Genomic DNA, 17640 nt, shown 5'->3' on the forward strand with positions numbered 1-17640 from the left:
AAACGTTGACAGGCCTTTCGTTTGAGGTGTATCTTAAAATCAAGCGTAATTATGACTATTTTTCGCCCATAGGGGGGAGACAATTGTGATTCAAACGAAACAAAAAGGCTTGCAAGAAGTTCTTAGTGCAGCCATTAAGCATGCAACTGATGAAAAAATATTGGTTAGTTTTGTAAAACAAATAGACTGGATGGATCCGCTTCTGTTTTATGCAGCAGGAAAAAGGATTGCATTGGAAAATAGATGTTATTTTGCAGATCCAGCTCAGCATGTAATATTTGCTGGAATTGGCTCTGTTTTCACTATAGCAAATTCTTCTCACAAACGCTTTCAAGCGGCTCGTGACGAGTGGGATAAAGTAAAAGAGAAAGCATTTGTACAAAGAGAAAAATATGAATTTGGAACAGGTCCTCTTTTATTTGGTGGATTTTCATTTGACCAAGAAAAAGAGAAAACGGACTTATGGAAAGAATTCGATGATACGACATTTTCACTACCAGCATTTTTATTAACTGTAAAAAATGAAAAAGCATGGTTAACGATGAATACATTCGTTTCAGCAACAGATTGTGCAGAAACTCTTTATAACGAAATTGTTTCTTTAGAAGAGAAAATTTTTGGGGAGAGTAAATGTGCATTAGAAGGATCGAAATTAACAGTTACTTCTAAAGTGGAAGTGGATCCGAAAGGCTGGATGAAAGCCATTGAGAAAGTGCAAGATGAGATGAAGCAGGGTAACGTGCAGAAGGTTGTATTAGCGAGGGAGCTAAAAGTAGAAATGGATCATCATATTGATTCTGCTCTTGTTTTAGAAGCACTTCGCATTGGGCAACCGGATTGTTACGTATTTTCTTTTGATTATAAAGGAGCATGCTTCTTAGGAGCGACGCCAGAGAGGTTAATTCGCAAAGAAGATGAGAAGTTTACTTCGATGTGTCTTGCTGGTTCAACTGGTCATGGTCAATCTATAGAAGAAAGTAAGCGAAATAGTAATGCGCTTCTTCATGATGAAAAGAATTTAGCTGAACACGGTTATGTTGTGAACATGATCAGGTCGGTATTAAATGAGCACTGCGAATACGTTAATATTCCGGAGAGTCCAGGTCTATTAACAACGAAAAACTTAATTCATTTATATACGCCTGTAGAGGCAAAAGGCACTGCGAGTCTTTTAACGATGGTAGAAGAATTACATCCAACACCAGCTCTTGGCGGGACACCTCGTTTGGAAGCGATGAAACTGATTCGTGATGTTGAATTGTTAGACAGAGGATTATATGGTGCACCGATTGGCTGGATAGATGATGAAGGAAATGGTGAATTTGCGGTTGCACTTCGCTGCGGATTATTAAATGGCGAGAAAGCATCCTTATTTGCCGGTTGCGGGATTGTAATTGATTCAGTACCGCAACTTGAATATGAAGAGACAAGTTTGAAGTTTAGACCGATGCTTGGTGCTTTGGAGGAATTAATGAAATGAACAATCATATAGAAGCATTATCATATTATTTAGGCGCGTTCGTGGATGAACTGACGCGTCTAAATGTATGTGATGTTGTCATTAGTCCAGGCTCACGGTCAACGCCGATTGCTCTACTAATGGAACAACACGAAGGAATGAACACATATTTACATGTAGATGAAAGATCTGCAGGATTTTTTGCGCTCGGTATCGCAAAAGCGAAAAAACGTCCGGTTGCATTATTATGTACGTCAGGAACAGCAGCAGCGAACTACTATCCAGCTGTATGTGAAGCTTTCCATTCACGAGTGCCGCTTATCGTCTTAACAGCAGATAGACCGCATGAATTAAGAGATGTCGGTGCACCACAAGCGATGAATCAATTTAATTTATACGGTACGTTTGTGAAGCAATTTACAGAGATGGCACTTCCAGAAGCGAGTGAAGCGATGTACCACTACGCTCGCATGACAACGCAGCGCATGATAGCAAGTGCTTGTTTAGCGCCGCAAGGACCTGTTCATCTTAATTTTCCAGTTCGTGAACCGCTTATCCCGGACTTTTCATTAGAAAGTTTATGGGATAAAGGACGCGGGGAATATACAGGAGTAGTTCAGCAAGGGAACGTGGTGATGCCGAGTGAATATGTAGATTCTCTTGTAGGGCGCCTTTCACATATGGAAAAGGGGCTTATTATTTGTGGAGATGATAGTCATTCAGAAATCGCAACGTTTGCAACGCAACTAGCTGAAAAAACGGGATACCCAATATTAGCGGATCCACTTTCTAATATTCGTAGCGGACACCACGATAAAACGATGGTAATCGACTGTTATGATACATTTTTACGAAATGAATTGTTAAAAGAGACGTGGAAGCCGGACGTTTTAATTCGTTTTGGCGGTATGCCTGTTTCGAAAGCATTAACGCAGTTCATTAAAAAACAAACGAAAGCTGTTCATATCGTTGTTGACGAATCTGGACAATGGAGAGATCCAGCTCTTGTTGCGACAGAAGTTGTACAGGCAAGTGATATTGCATTTTGCAGTACATTAATAGAAAAAATGCCAGTTATGAAAAAGAATGATTGGTCCCAAATGTGGCAACATATAAACGAAAAAACGAAGGAAACGCTTCGTGAAATGGAAACATATGAAACTGCATTTGAAGGAAAAGTCATTACAGATATTGTACGCGTATTACCAGAAGGAGCAACGTTATTTGCGAGTAATAGTATGCCAATTCGTGATACAGATTCATTCTTCTTCACATCAGATAAAAATATTCAAGTGATGGCAAACCGCGGTGTAAATGGGATTGATGGCATCATTTCGACAGCTTTAGGAGCGAGCATGATTTGCGATCCGCTCGTATTAGTCATCGGTGACTTATCATTCTATCACGATTTAAATGGACTATTAGCTGCAAAATTACATGAATTAAATATAACGATTGTCGTTGTAAATAATGATGGTGGCGGTATTTTCTCATTCTTACCACAGTATGAGAAAAAGGAACACTTCGAATCGTTATTTGGAACGCCGATTGGGCTTGACTATGAGCATGTTGTTAAAATGTACGGCGGTTCATTTAGCCGTGTAAATGGTTGGGAGCAATTTCGAGAAGAGGTACAAAAAGGAACGACGACAGAAGGTTTACACGTTGTAGAAATTTGTACGAACCGTGATGAAAACTTAACGTTGCACCGTACGTTATGGGCAAAAACACAGGACGTAATTACTACATCATTGCAAGGTGAATCAAAATGAACGTAAAACTGCAAGGTGTATCGTATGAATATGAAGTAGTCGGAAGCGGGGAACCACTTCTACTTCTTCATGGTTTTACGGGAAGCATGGAAACGTGGCGTTCTTTCATTCCTTCTTGGAGCGAGCAATTTCAAGTTATTTTAGTAGACATTGTTGGGCACGGAAAAACGGAAAGTCCTGAAGATGTGACGCATTATGATATTCGAAATGTAGCGTTGCAAATGAAAGAACTACTAGATTATCTTCATATTGAAAAGGCGCACATACTTGGCTATTCAATGGGCGGTAGACTGGCGATTACGATGGCGTGTCTATATCCAGAATATGTACGTTCTCTTTTATTAGAAAATTGTACAGCTGGGCTCAAAAGTGAAGATGAGCGAAAAGAACGCTGTGAAAAAGATGAGCGACTTGCCGATAAAATTGAGCGAGAAGGCATAGAAAGTTTTGTATCAATGTGGGAAAATATTCCGCTGTTTGAAACGCAAAAACGTTTAGCAAAAAACGTACAAGAAGCGGTGCGAAAAGAACGACTTGCTAACAACCCAAAAGGGCTCGCAAATAGCTTGCGCGGCATGGGAACTGGGGCTCAGCCTTCATGGTGGGATGAGCTAAAAAACTTAAAAATACCTGTTCTTTTAATGAACGGAGAGCATGATGAAAAGTTCTTTCGCATATTAAAAAACATCGAAAAATGCGTCTCTGATGCGAAAATTGTCAAAATTGATGGTGCTGGCCATGCAATTCATGTGGAACAACCGGAAAAGTTTGATACAATAGTAAAGGGATTTCTAAAAACTATGCAGTGATGCTTTTTTCAGTTAAGAATGAAGTTACACTTATAGAGGAGATCAGAAATATACAAGGAGGTAGTTGTAATGGCTATTGAATGGGTAAAAGAAGGCAATTACGAAGATATTATTTATTCAACATACAATGGTATCGCAAAAATTTCGATTAACCGTCCTGAAGTACATAACGCATTCCGTCCAAAAACGGTAATGGAGTTAATCGACGCTTTTGCACAAGCTCGTGATGATGCAAATGTTGGCGTTATCATTTTAACAGGTGAAGGTGGACGTGCATTCTGTTCTGGCGGCGACCAAAAAGTTCGTGGTCATGGTGGATATGTAGGTGACGACCAAATCCCTCGTTTAAACGTATTAGACTTACAACGTCTAATTCGCGCAATTCCTAAACCAGTTATCGCAATGGTAGCAGGTTATGCAATCGGTGGAGGACACGTGCTTCATATCGTATGTGACTTAACAATCGCTGCAGACAACGCTGTATTCGGACAAACAGGTCCTAAAGTAGGAAGCTTTGACGGTGGATACGGAGCTGGTTACTTAGCTCGTATGGTAGGCCACAAGAAAGCTCGCGAAATTTGGTACCTATGCCGCCAATACAGTGCTGGGGAAGCGCTTGATATGGGCTTAGTAAATACAGTAGTACCATTAGAACAACTTGAAGCAGAAACAGTACAATGGGCACAAGAGATCTTAGCAAACAGCCCAATGGCACTTCGTTTCCTAAAAGCTGCATTCAACGCAGACACAGACGGTCTAGCTGGTATTCAACAACTAGCTGGAGATGCAACGTTATTGTACTACACAACTGACGAAGCAAAAGAAGGTCGCGACGCATTCAAAGAAAAACGCAGTCCGGACTTCGGTCAATTCCCTCGTTTCCCTTGATCAAATCAAAAGCGGAAGCGGCTCGCTTAGAATGTGAGGGGGATGGAGCTTCTGACATAGAGGCGTTTTTTGCCTCGTAGGAAGAAGTGAAGCCACCGAACATTCTAGCCGCTGTAGCTGGATGAAATTAAAAGCGGAAGCGGCTCGCTTAGAACAAGAGGGCGTTGGAACTCCTGACGTAGAGGCGCTTTTTGCCTCGTAGGAAGGCGTGAAACGACCGACTGTTCTAGCCGCTGTAGCTGGATGAAACCAAAAGCGGAAGCGGCTCGTTTAGAACAAGAGGGTGTTGGAACTCCTGACGTAGAGGCGCTTTTTGCCTCGTAGGAAGGCGTGAAACGACCGACTGTTCTAGCCGCTGTAGCTGGATGAAACCAAAAGCGGAAGCGGCTCGTTTAGAACAAGAGGGTGTTGGAACTCCTGACGTAGAGGCGCTTTTTGCCTCGTAGGAAGGCGTGAAACGACCGACTGTTCTAGCCGCTGTAGCTGGATGTGACAAACCGGAAACAAAACAACTAAGAGACTTGATGTCACATCAAGTCTCTTTCTTTCATGAAAGGAGAATGTATGATGGAGACGATGCCAAATTGGTTAATGCAACGTGCGTTTTTAACACCAGATCGAACTGCAATTGAAATAGAGGAAGAGAAAGTTAATTTTATGCAGCTGCATGAAACAGTAGTATCTGTTTGTGAACGTCTCACGCATGTTGGAGTGAAGCGAGGGCAAAAGGTGGCTGTTCTGATGAAAAACGGTATGGAGATGATTACAGTTATTCACGCCCTATCGTACGTAGGGGCAGTAGCTGTACTTTTAAATACGCGTCTTTCAAGAGAAGAGCTACTTTGGCAAATGGATGATGCTGAAGTTATTTGTTTAGTGACGGATCAAGATTTTGAGGCTAAAGATGTTCCTGTCTATTCATTCGCCGAAGTGATGAATGGACCAAAAGAGGAAGCCTCTATACAAGAAGAATTCTCTTTAGAAGAAGCGATGACGATTATTTATACGTCAGGGACGACAGGGAAACCGAAAGGCGTTATTTTAACATATGGAAATCACTGGGCCAGCGCGGTTGGCTCTTCGCTTAATTTAGGACTTCGTGATGATGATTGCTGGTTAGCGTGTATGCCGATGTTCCATGTTGGCGGGTTATCTCTTCTAATGAAAAATATTATGTACGGCATGCGCATTTTACTCGTTCCGAAATATGATGCTGATTTTATTCATACAGCACTTCAAACGAGAGGCGTAACGATTATTTCAGTCGTATCAAAAATGTTAACTGATTTATTAGAGAGACTTGGAGAAGAAACATATCCATCTTCTTTACGATGTATGTTACTTGGCGGAGGACCAGCGCCAAAACCGTTACTCGAAACGTGTGTAGATAAAGGAATTCCTGTGTATCAAACGTACGGTATGACAGAAACGTCTTCGCAAATTTGTACGTTGTCCGCAGATTACATGTTAACGAAAGTAGGATCAGCTGGAAAGCCACTATTTCAGTGCCAACTTCGTATTGAAAAAGATGGCGTAGTAGTGCCGCCACATGCGGAAGGTGAAATCGTAGTAAAAGGACCGAACGTAACAGGTGGTTACTTTAACCGTGAAGATGCGACGCGTGAGACTATTCAAAACGGATGGCTTCATACTGGCGACCTCGGTTATTTAGATGAAGAAGGATTTTTATACGTATTAGACCGCCGCAGCGATTTAATTATTTCTGGTGGAGAGAATATATACCCAGCTCAAATTGAAGAAGTGTTACTCTCTCATCCGATGGTAGCGGAAGCCGGTGTTGTCGGTATGTCTGACGATAAATGGGGACAAGTACCCGCTGCTTTTGTTGTGAAAAGCGGGGCGGTAACAGAAGAAGAAATTCTTCACTTTTGCGAGGAGAAATTAGCGAAATATAAAGTGCCGAAGAAAGCATGTTTCTTAGAGGAATTACCACGTAACGCTTCGAAAAAATTGTTAAGACGAGAGTTAAGACAATTAGTGGAGGAGATGTAGGTGGAAATAAAAAAAGCGACACTGTATATAACGGAAATGCCACTCGTAATCCCGTTTGCTGCAAGCTACGGGACTTACGAAAAGCGTGAGAGTATCGTTATTGAATTAGAAGATGAAGACGGGTACATTGGATTTGGCGAAGTCGTTGCGTTCTCTGAACCGTGGTATACGGAAGAAACGGTGAAGACGGCGCTGCATGTACTGCAAGACTTTTTAATACCTGATTTATTAAAGGCTGAAATTTCTCATCCGAATGAGGTACCGGGTCTATTTCAACATATAAAAAGAAACCGAATGGCAAAGGCCGGAATTGAAGGGGCTGTTTGGGATTTATATGCGAAGTGTCAAAAGAAATCGTTAGCGACAGTGCTTGGCGGAACGAAGTCTGAAATTGAAGTCGGCGTTGTAATTGGGATCAATACGATTCCGGTTATGTTAAAACAAATCGAGAAGTACGCAGAAGAAGGATACGAGCGTTTTAAAGTGAAAATAAAGCCAGAGCATGATTACGAATTATTGAAAGAGATTCGAAAAGAGTTTCCGCATATCCCGCTAATGGCAGATGCAAATTCAGCATATACATTAGGGGATACGGAGAGGCTGAAACGACTAGATGAATTCCAATTAATGATGATTGAACAACCGTTAGCCGATTATGATTTTCTTGATCACGCGGAGTTGCAAAAGAAAATTGAAACGCCGATTTGTTTAGATGAAAGTATTCATAGTTTAGAAGATGCACGCGTTGCGATTACCCTTGGTAGCTGCCAAATTGTGAACATTAAACCAGGGCGAGTGGGCGGATTAACAGAATCGGTTCAAATCCATAATTATTGCATGGAGTACAACATACCCGTTTGGTGCGGCGGTATGGTGGAGATGGGGATTTCAAGAGCACAAAATGTTGCGCTTGCCTCATTGCCGAACTTTACGATTCCAGGCGATATATCTGCTTCTAGCAGACATTGGGAGCAGGATATTATTTCGCCGGAAGTGACGCTTAAGGGCGGAAAAGTTATGGTGCCGCAAAGTGTTGAAGCTGAGTATGAAGTAGACCGCGGAAGGTTGGCGGAGATCACGAAACAGCGAATTGTTTTGGAGCGGTAACTTGAGTCTTTAAAGTAGCGGGCGAATTTCGTTGTTAATTGTCGGTAAGTCGATATATTTCAATAATCGCTGATATAATGCGAGTTACGGTCGATATAATTGAGAAATCGCCGATATAATTCAAGTTATGGTCGATATATTTGGAAAATCGCTGATATAATTTTATTTACAAAGGTTACTCTAATGGGTAACCTTTTCGTATTGTACAAATTGGATAGACTAGTTTACAATCGAGCGTATAAAAGGGGGAGTAAAATGAAGCGCATTTCAATTTTAATAGTGGATGATGAGGCAGAAATTGCTGATTTAATTGAGATACATTTAGAAAAAGAAGGGTACCACGTCGTGAAGGCAGCAGACGGGGAAGAGGCTGTTCATATTATTGAAACGCAGCCAATCGACTTAGTGGTTTTAGATATTATGATGCCGAAAATGGATGGGTATGAGGTGACGCGCCAAATTCGCGCGAAGCATCATATGCCAATCATTTTCTTAAGTGCGAAAACATCTGATTTTGATAAGGTGACAGGTTTAGTATTAGGTGCAGATGATTATATGACGAAACCTTTTACACCGATTGAATTAGTTGCGCGTGTAAATGCACAATTACGTAGGTTTCTTACATTAAATCAGCCGAAAGTAGCGGAGAATAAATCTGCTTTAGAGATAGGCGGAGTTATTATTGATCCTGAGCGAAGAACAGTGAACGTCTATGGAGAGCAAATTGAGTTAACACCGAAAGAGTTTGATATTTTATATTTATTAGCGAGCCATCCGAAGAAAGTGTATAATGTGGAAAATATTTTTCAGCAAGTATGGGCAGATGATTATTATGAAGGCGGAAATACAGTTATGGTACATATTCGTACGTTGCGGAAAAAGCTTGGGGAAGATAAAAGAAAGGATAAATTAATAAAAACAGTGTGGGGAGTAGGTTATACTTTCAATGGCTAATATGATGAAAAGTTTTCGATTTAAAATGATTGCCTTATTTGCGTTAAGTATGGTGCTTGCAGCAACTGTAACTTATATAATTTATAAAGGATTGCAGCTGTATTATAAAACGATGGTTCGCTACGAAGAGCCTTTAGCGCAATTTAGGTCAGTGGTAAGGGAAGTTGGAGACATTAACTTCTTTTTAATTTTCTTTATTCCGTTATCTATTATCTTTTTCTTCTTTTTGACAAAACCGTATTTAAAGTATTTTAGTGAGATTTCTAACGGGATTCATCATCTTGCGAACGGTAACTTTACGAATAAAGTTCAAGTTTCATCAAACGATGAGTTTGGAGATATCGCACGTGAAATAAATGTTGCAAGTGAAAAGTTAAAAGAAGCGGTGGAAAGAGGAGACTTTGCTGAAAGTAGTAAAGATCAGCTCGTTGTAAACTTAGCTCATGATTTAAGGACACCATTAACATCCGTGTTAGGGTATTTAGATTTAATTCTTAAAGATGAGAATTTAACAAAAGAACAAATTAAACATTTTTCCACGATTGCATATACGAAATCGCAAAGGCTCGAAAGTTTAATTGATGAGTTATTTGAAATTACACGTATGAATTATGGCATGCTAAAGCTGGATAAAAAGCCGATTGATATAAGTGAACTACTTATACAGTTAGATGAGGAATTGTATCCTTTATTAGAGAAACATCATTTACAAGCTAGGTTGAATATTGATCCTCATTTGCCAATTAACGGTGATGGAAAATTGTTAGCTAGAGTATTTGAAAACTTGTTAACAAATGCCGTTCGATACGGATATGATGGGCAATTTGTTGATCTGAATGGGTATATCGATAATGGAGAAGTTGTCGTACAAGTTATGAATTATGGAGACAGCATTCCAGAAGAAGATTTACCGTATCTTTTTGATATGTTTTATACAGGTGATAAATCGAGAACTGAGAACCGTGGCGGGACAGGCCTTGGACTGTTTATTGCGAAAAATATTGTTGAGCAGCATAACGGTACAATTTCTGCTGAAAGTAATGTAGTTAGAACAATGTTTGAAGTGCGATTGCCAAAAGACGAGAACTTAACAATTTAATAAAAATTTAAACTTTATCCCACTTTTTATTTTAATAGTTTTTTCTATTCTATACGTAAGTTACGTTAAGGAGGAACTAGAAATGAAAAAGTGGGTATTTATTTCTTTTTTTATAGCATGCACAGTATGTGTAGGCTTTTATATATCACCGTTATTTCAAAAGGAAATCGATGTTAAAATTGTCGGAAAAGATGAGCTAGTAAAGGCGGCAAATACCGAGAGGAAAGAGATTACGAAGGAACAAATTTATAAGGGTGATTTATTATTAGTTAATAGGGATTATCCAGTAAAAAAAGATAGTATTAGGTCTGATATTATAAATGTAAATCATAATAGTGAATTAGTAAGAGGCTACGTAATATTTGATAGAAATCTTCGTTTATCAAAGTATGTTGTAAAAAAGTTTTTGAACGTTGTCGATGCGGCTGGAAAAGATGGCGTACAGCATTTCTTAATGAGTAGTGGGTATCGAGATTTTAAAGAACAAAGTAAATTATATAAAGAAATGGGATCTGATTACGCGCTTCCAGCAGGATATAGTGAACATAATTTAGGATTATCACTAGACGTTGGATCAACGCAAAAGAAGATGGAGAAAGCGCCTGAAGGAAAATGGATCGAAGAGAACGTATGGAAGCATGGCTTTGTATTACGTTATCCGAAAAATAAAAGTAACATTACTGGAATTCAATATGAGCCATGGCATATCCGTTATGTTGGCCTACCTCATAGCGCAATTATGCAAAAAAAGAATTTCACACTAGAGGAATATTTAGAGTTTTTAAAAGAGGAAAAAGAGGTTTCAACTGAAGTAGAAGGTAAGAAATATACTGTTTCTTATTATAAAGTTTCTGAGAATACGAAAGTGAACGTTCCAGCAAACAAGCAGTATGAAATTTCCGGGAACAATATGGATGGGGTTATTGTGACGGTTCAGGAATAGAGAAGAAGGCTGTGCCATTTGGGACAGCCTTTTCTTATATAAGAAAGGAATTGATGTTTCTTGTCGGTAAATCGATATTCCTTGTCGAATCGTTGATATATTATAAGTTATGATAGATATAATTGAAAAATCGTTGATATATTGTAAGTTATGATAGATATATTCAAAAAATCGTTGATATAATTTCCTATACTATTACCATTTTGGAGGAGCATCTTTTTATTCACTTTCAAACATTATAACGTTATATTTACTTCTCCCTTTTTTTGTGTTACGCTAAACGTGTGAAAGACATATAAAATGAAACTTTAATGTAAGCGTATTCTTATGGCTTCTTATAGAAAAGGGTGGAAGTACAATGACAGAACGATTCGTACTACGTAATGTAAAACGTGTGAACGGGGAAGAGATTGACATTGTAATTGAAAATAATAAAATCGCACAGGTGACGAAAGCTGGTGCTGGCGAAGGTGGAAAGGTTCTTGATTACTCAGGTACTTACGTATCGAGTGGCTGGATTGATTTGCACGTTCATGCTTTTCCGGAGTTTGATCCGTATGGCGATGAGGTGGATGAAATTGGCGTTAAGCAAGGGGTAACGACAATTGTTGATGCGGGTAGCTGCGGAGCTGATCGTATTGCAGATTTAGTAAAAAGTAGAGAGCAGGCAAAAACGAATTTATTTGCCTTTTTAAATATTTCTCGCATCGGTTTGAAACGAATTGATGAACTATCCAATATGGAATGGATCGATAAAGAGAAAGTGATAGAAGCAGTAGAAAAGTATAAAGATGTAATCGTTGGGTTAAAGGCGAGAATGAGTAAAAGTGTCGTTTGTGATAGCGGAATTGAACCGCTTCATGTTGCACGCTCTTTATCCCGTGAAACATCATTACCAATTATGGTACATATCGGTTCAGCGCCTCCTCACATTGAGGAAGTTGTACCTCTTTTAGAAAAAGATGATGTCATTACACATTACTTAAACGGGAAAGAAAATAATTTATTCGATGAAGAAGGCAAACCGCTACCTGTATTACTAGATGCAGTGAATCGTGGTGTTCATTTAGATGTTGGTCACGGTAATGCTAGTTTTTCTTTTAAAGTAGCAGAGGCGGCGAAGCATCACGGTATTGCTTTTAATACAATTAGTACAGATATTTACCGGAAGAATCGTATACACGGTCCCGTGTATAGTATGGCTCACGTTCTTTCGAAATTCCTTTACTTAGGTTATCCGCTAGAAGAAGTAATTGACGCGGTTACGAAAAATGCAGCAGAGTGGCTGAAAAAACCAGAGCTTGGCCGTATTCAAGAAGGAGATATTGCAAACTTAACTTTATTTACAGTGAAAGATGAGAAGGTTACGTTAATTGATTCAGAAGGGGATCAGCGCATTGCTGAAAGAAGGATTGATACGAAAGGGGTTGTAATCAATGGGTCATTCATTGAATGCTAAGTACGGATTAAAAAGAGTAATTAATGCGAGCGGTAGAATGAGTATTTTAGGTGTATCCGCTCCTACAGATACAGTTATGGATGCGATGAAACATGGTGGACAAAATTATGTGGAAATTGCTGATTTAGTAGATAAAGCGGGAGACCATATTGCGAGAATTCTAGATTCAGAGGCAGCGGTCGTTGTGAACTCAGCATCGAGCGGAATTGCGCTTTCTATCGCTGGTATCGTGACGGAAGGAAATCGCCGTAAAAGTGAAAGACTTCATCAAGAAGTAATCGCGAAAAACGAAGTAATTATGTTAAAAGGTCATAACGTTCAATACGGTGCTCCAGTTGAAACGATGATTTATTTAGGCGGCGGTAAGCTTGTTGAAGTGGGTTACGCAAATGAAGGGAAAGCAGAGCATATTGAAGATGCAATTGGTGAAAATACAGCAGCGATTCTGTATGTGAAATCACATCATGCAGTGCAAAAAAATATGATTTCTGTTGAAGAAGCATGGGAAGTAGCGCAGCGAAATAACGTACCACTTATCGTTGATGCGGCAGCTGAAGAAGACATTCAAAAATATGTGAAGTATTCAGACCTTGCCATTTATAGTGGTTCAAAGGCAATTGAAGGACCTACTTCTGGTATTGTTGGCGGTAAACGAAAATATATCGAATGGCTGAAAGTGCAATTACATTGCATCGGAAGAAGTATGAAAGTCGGGAAAGAAACAACTTTCGGCTTACTTCAAGCGCTTGATGAGTACGGCGTAAAAGAAGATAAAAGTGAGCAAGAAAAAGAATTGCTACAAGTACTTATGCCGCTAAAAGAATTAAAAGGTGTAAATGTAACGATCGTTCAAGATGAAGCGGGAAGAGCAATCTTTAGAGCACGTATTCATATTAACGAAAAAGAGTTAAATAAATCGGCAAAAGGCGTTGTGACAGCATTACGCGAAGGGGAAATCGCAATCTATACACGTGATTACGGAGTAAGACAAGGATTCTTTGATATTGATCCACGTCCACTTCAAGGTGATGACATACATGTGATTCAAGAAAAATTGAGAGAAATTGTAGGGGGAAACTAAAATGACAAACATTCAAAAACGTTTTTATAAAGGCCGCGTAGCATTAAATGTATTAGCGAACAATACCCGAAATGCGAAAGATATTTTTGAAGCAGCAGAAGGGTATGTAGTAGTGGGGGTATTATCAAAAGACTACCCAACAGTAGAAGAAGCCGTTACAGCGATGAAAGCATACGGAAAAGAAATTGATGACGCTGTATCAATCGGACTAGGAGCAGGAGATAATCGCCAAGCGGCAGTTGTAGCTGAGATTGCGAAGCATTATCCTGGCAGCCATATTAACCAAGTGTTCCCTTCAGTTGGAGCTACACGTGCAAATCTTGGCGAAAAAGATAGCTGGATTAATAGTTTAGTATCCCCAACAGGAAAAGTGGGTTACGTAAATATTTCTACTGGTCCAATTAGCGCAGCTGGAGAAGAAAAAGCAATCGTTCCAATTAAAACAGCAATTGCACTTGTACGTGATATGGGCGGAAACTCATTGAAATACTTCCCAATGAAAGGTTTAGCTCATGAGGAAGAATATCGCGCAGTTGCGAAGGCTTGTGCAGAAGAAGGATTTGCATTAGAGCCAACAGGCGGAATTGATAAAGAAAACTTCGAAACAATTGTACGTATTGCGCTTGAAGCAAACGTAGAGCAAGTTATCCCGCACGTGTACTCTTCTATTATTGATAAAGAAACTGGTAACACGAAAGTAGAAGATGTGCGTGAATTATTAGCAGTCGTGAAGAAGTTAGTTGATCAATATGCGTAAGAAAATTGCAGCATTTGGTGAAGTAATGATGCGCCTGCAAGTACCAGGATATGAGTTATTGTCGCAAGCTAACAAATTAAATTACTCCTTTTCTGGTACAGGTGTGAACGTGGCAGCGGCACTTTCTCATCTCGGGCATGAAGGCTTTCTTATTTCAACTTTACCAGAAAATTCGGTTGGAGATGCTGCATTATCTTACATTCAAAAATTAGGTGTGCAAACCTCACTTGTTTCAAGAGATGGCAAATATGTCGGCATGTACTTTTTAGAAAATGGATTTGGTGCACGTGCAAGCCGCGTTACATATTCAAATCGATTAGAAAGTAGCTTCAATACGGCATGTGAAGAAATGTATCAATTTGAAGAAATCGCAAAGGAAATTGATATCGTTCATTTTTGCGGGATTACACTTGCGATGAATGATACTGTACGCCATCATATGAAATCTTTAGCGAAAGCAGTGAAAGACAACGGAGGCACTGTCGTTTTTGATTGCAACTATCGTCCATCTCTTTGGGGAGAAGACGGATATGAACAGGCAAAACCGCATTATGAAGAAATGCTGGGGCTTGCTGATATCGTTATGATGAACGAAAAAGATGCGATGTTCGTTCTTGGAATGAAAACAGAAGAGACGGAGCGAGAAGCGCAGCTGCTGGATCTTATTCCAAAGGTAGCTGAAACGTATCATATCGCTACAATCGCTGGTACTCATCGCTCTATTAACAGTGATAATACACATTCGCTTCGCGGGTTTATATGTAAAGATGGTTCGTTAACTTTTGCAAAAACACTTACGTTTTCTGTATATGATAGAATAGGTGCTGGAGATGCTTATACGAGCGGAATTATTCATGGCGAGATAAAAGAGTTTGCACCAGAGAAAGCTGTTTCATTTGCGTCAGCAGCTGGAATGCTAGCACATACAATCGTCGGTGATACGCCAATGTCATCAGAGAAAGATATACTTCGGGCGATGACGGCATCAGTAGGTGATGTAGAAAGGTAGTGGGTGTAACAGTGAACGTAACGAGGAAAAAAGGACCATTATATTTACAAATAAAAAATATTATTCGTGATCGAATATTGCATGGTGTATATGCGATTCATACGAATATTCCTTCCGAACCGCAGTTAGAAGAAGAGTTCAAAGTGAGTAAAATTACAGTGCGAAATGCGATTAAAGAACTCGCTCAAGAAGGATATTTGGAAAAGAAAAGCGGTAAAGGAACGAAAGTCATCCGCAATACTTCTGCGACAAAACTGTCAAAGGGTAAGAAATTTACTGAAGTGTTAGTGGAAGAAGGATATAAAGTACAGAAGAAATTGCTAAAAGCAGAAATCGTTCATAATGAAGAAGGAACGGTGCCATTTCGATTATTCGGCAAGGAGAGTTTTCGTATTGAACGTTTATATACGTTAAATGATGCACCTTACATTCATTATACGCACTATTTCTCAGCAGGAATGGCAAGTACAGATTTATCGGACTTTGACTTGCAATCGCTTTATGATTTAGTTGAAGACCGAGGCATTCACTTAGAAAACTTCAGAGATGAATTCGCTGTTGGACTCGCGCCTAGTTTCGTTGCAGAAGCGCTAGGTGAAAAAGAGGGGACAGCGTTATTAAAACGTATGCGCTATTCTTATGATGAAGTTGGCGAAGTAATTGAATATAGCGAAGGCTACTACAATACAGAAATGCAGCATTATGTAGTGAATTATGACGTATAAAAAGAGGGGATGTTCCCTCTTTTTTTATCCCGCGTTAACGGACAGTAAAACTCCCACCTCAAAATTCAGTTGGAGCAAAGAAGTTAGGTGGGAGATCGACTGTCCATAAACGTCCGATTGGTTGAACTAATAATCAGTGGGGGATGAACAAAACCCCCACTGATTAAAGTTTCACTTTATAAAGTAAGGGGAATGGGAGATGGATATATACTTATTAATCGTCACGTTACTTGCAATTACGATTGTTATTTTAGGGGTATCATGGTGGAAATGGCATGCATTTATTAGTTTAACAGTTGCGAGTTTATTTTTAGCTATTATGTCTGGACTGAACTTAACGAAAATAGTGGCTGCCTATGAAACTGGTGTTGGTAGTGTACTAGGGCATTTAGTTGGTATTTTAGCACTTGGAACAATTTTAGGAAAAATGATGTCCGATTCAGGGGCAGGCATGCAAGTTGCAGATTTCTTTATTCGATTTTTCGGCGTAAAAAAATTACCTTGGGCTATGTTATTTGCAGGGTTTGTTATAGGGATTCCTGTATTTTTTGAAGTGGGGATTGTCATTTTATTACCACTCGTTATTTCAATTCGAAAAACGACGAAGCAAAATATATTATTAATTGCGTTACCTGTCATTGCAGGATTATCTATTGTTCACGGGCTCGTACCACCACATCCAGGGGCGATGACAGCAATCGGTATTTATAACGCGAACTTAGGAAAGGTACTTTTATATTCATTAATTATCGCGTTACCAACAGCCATTATCGCAGGCCCAATATTTGCAAAGTGGGTACATAAGAGGGTTATACCTGAAAATGAACCGGAGCTTGTTCGAGTTACGACAGTATCAACTGATTTGCCAAGTCGTAAAGTTTCATTCTTTATTATTTTATTACCAGTTGTATTGATGATTTTATCAGTAGTTGCACCATATATTTCATTACCGAAAAAATTGACTGAATTTTTTGTGTTTATAGGGAGTCCAGTAATCGCCTTACTTATTTCATGTTTCGCAGCATTTTATTTACTTGGTATCAAACAAGGTATTAATAAAAAGATGATTAAAAAATTAACAGATGAAAGTTTATTGCCTGTCGGTTCTATTATTTTAATAGTTGGTGCAGGCGGTGGATTTAAAAAAATATTAATTGAAAGTGGCGTTGGAACGGCGATTGCGCAAATGGCAGAACATATTTCGTTATCACCAATTGTATTAGCTTTCATGGTAGCTGGATTAATTCGAATTGCAACAGGTTCAGCTACAGTAGCATTAACGACAGCAGCAGGGATTGTTTCACCAGTTATTCAGCACATGTCTGGTGTGAATTTAGAGTTGCTAGTTATTGCAACCGGTGCAGGATCATTAATGTTTTCTCACGTAAATGATGCAGGGTTCTGGCTTGTAAAAGAGTATTTAGGTTTGACGGTGAAGGAAACATTTAAAACGTGGACGGTACTCGAGACATTGTTATCATTTATTGCATTTGGTTTTGCTCTTTTGTTGAATATGTTTCTTTAGGGAGAAAAGCCCATTTTAATTAATAAAACCCACAGGAGAA

At 39.3% G+C, this 17640-nt stretch carries 15 protein-coding genes; all 15 read left to right on the forward strand.

Annotation, left to right across the window (positions count from 1 at the left end; genetic code table 11):
* The first annotated feature begins 85 nt into the window (after positions 1-85).
* Positions 86-1480 (forward strand): isochorismate synthase, encoded by a 1395-nt coding sequence (locus AU379_RS00195; protein ID WP_000616750.1) that lies wholly within the window; start codon positions 86-88, stop codon positions 1478-1480.
* A complete protein-coding gene (gene menD, locus AU379_RS00200; RefSeq protein WP_050964479.1) occupies positions 1477-3231 on the forward strand; it encodes a 2-succinyl-5-enolpyruvyl-6-hydroxy-3-cyclohexene-1-carboxylic-acid synthase in 1755 nt (584 codons plus the stop codon). Before AU379_RS00195 ends, menD begins: the two co-directional genes overlap by 4 nt.
* Positions 3228-4040, forward strand: a complete 813-nt coding sequence (gene menH, locus AU379_RS00205) for a 2-succinyl-6-hydroxy-2,4-cyclohexadiene-1-carboxylate synthase (protein ID WP_001101295.1) — start codon at positions 3228-3230, stop codon at positions 4038-4040. Before menD ends, menH begins: the two co-directional genes overlap by 4 nt.
* A gap of 69 nt (positions 4041-4109) precedes the next feature.
* Positions 4110-4928: a 1,4-dihydroxy-2-naphthoyl-CoA synthase gene (gene menB / locus AU379_RS00210; protein ID WP_000963884.1), complete on the forward strand. Its 819-nt coding sequence runs from the start codon at positions 4110-4112 to the stop codon at positions 4926-4928.
* 567 nt (positions 4929-5495) lie between these two features.
* Entirely contained in the window at positions 5496-6941 is a 1446-nt protein-coding gene (locus tag AU379_RS00215) for an o-succinylbenzoate--CoA ligase (RefSeq protein ID WP_061138875.1), read from the forward strand.
* Positions 6942-8048, forward strand: coding sequence for an o-succinylbenzoate synthase (gene menC, locus AU379_RS00220; RefSeq protein WP_061138876.1), 1107 nt, complete (start codon positions 6942-6944; stop codon positions 8046-8048).
* Positions 8049-8303: 255 nt separating this feature from the next.
* The gene (locus AU379_RS00225; RefSeq protein WP_000822516.1) at positions 8304-9002 is read left to right on the forward strand and encodes a response regulator transcription factor; all 699 of its coding nucleotides are present in this window, start codon (positions 8304-8306) and stop codon (positions 9000-9002) included.
* Positions 8995-10101: a HAMP domain-containing sensor histidine kinase gene (locus AU379_RS00230; protein ID WP_000002610.1), complete on the forward strand. Its 1107-nt coding sequence runs from the start codon at positions 8995-8997 to the stop codon at positions 10099-10101. The genes AU379_RS00225 and AU379_RS00230 overlap by 8 nt, the downstream gene beginning before the upstream one ends.
* Before the next feature lie 82 nt (positions 10102-10183).
* On the forward strand, positions 10184-11044 hold the full coding sequence (locus AU379_RS00235) for a D-Ala-D-Ala carboxypeptidase VanY (protein WP_000759395.1): 861 nt from the start codon (positions 10184-10186) through the stop codon (positions 11042-11044).
* A gap of 358 nt (positions 11045-11402) precedes the next feature.
* Positions 11403-12503, forward strand: a complete 1101-nt coding sequence (locus tag AU379_RS00240) for an amidohydrolase/deacetylase family metallohydrolase (RefSeq protein ID WP_058840199.1) — start codon at positions 11403-11405, stop codon at positions 12501-12503.
* A complete protein-coding gene (locus AU379_RS00245; RefSeq protein ID WP_061138877.1) occupies positions 12481-13584 on the forward strand; it encodes a DgaE family pyridoxal phosphate-dependent ammonia lyase in 1104 nt (367 codons plus the stop codon). Before AU379_RS00240 ends, AU379_RS00245 begins: the two co-directional genes overlap by 23 nt.
* A gap of 1 nt (position 13585) precedes the next feature.
* Positions 13586-14341 carry a KDGP aldolase family protein gene (locus AU379_RS00250; RefSeq protein ID WP_000181937.1) on the forward strand — a complete coding sequence of 252 codons (756 nt, stop codon included), beginning with the start codon at positions 13586-13588 and terminating at the stop codon, positions 14339-14341.
* Positions 14334-15350, forward strand: a complete 1017-nt coding sequence (locus AU379_RS00255) for a sugar kinase (protein ID WP_061138878.1) — start codon at positions 14334-14336, stop codon at positions 15348-15350. The genes AU379_RS00250 and AU379_RS00255 overlap by 8 nt, the downstream gene beginning before the upstream one ends.
* Positions 15350-16075: a GntR family transcriptional regulator gene (locus AU379_RS00260; protein ID WP_000539261.1), complete on the forward strand. Its 726-nt coding sequence runs from the start codon at positions 15350-15352 to the stop codon at positions 16073-16075. The genes AU379_RS00255 and AU379_RS00260 overlap by 1 nt, the downstream gene beginning before the upstream one ends.
* Before the next feature lie 199 nt (positions 16076-16274).
* A complete protein-coding gene (gntP, locus tag AU379_RS00265) occupies positions 16275-17600 on the forward strand; it encodes a gluconate permease GntP (protein ID WP_061138879.1) in 1326 nt (441 codons plus the stop codon).
* Positions 17601-17640: the final 40 nt, after the last annotated feature.

The sequence above is a fragment of the Bacillus sp. JH7 genome, from assembly GCF_001563515.1.
Lineage (GTDB): Bacteria > Bacillota > Bacilli > Bacillales > Bacillaceae_G > Bacillus_A > Bacillus_A cereus.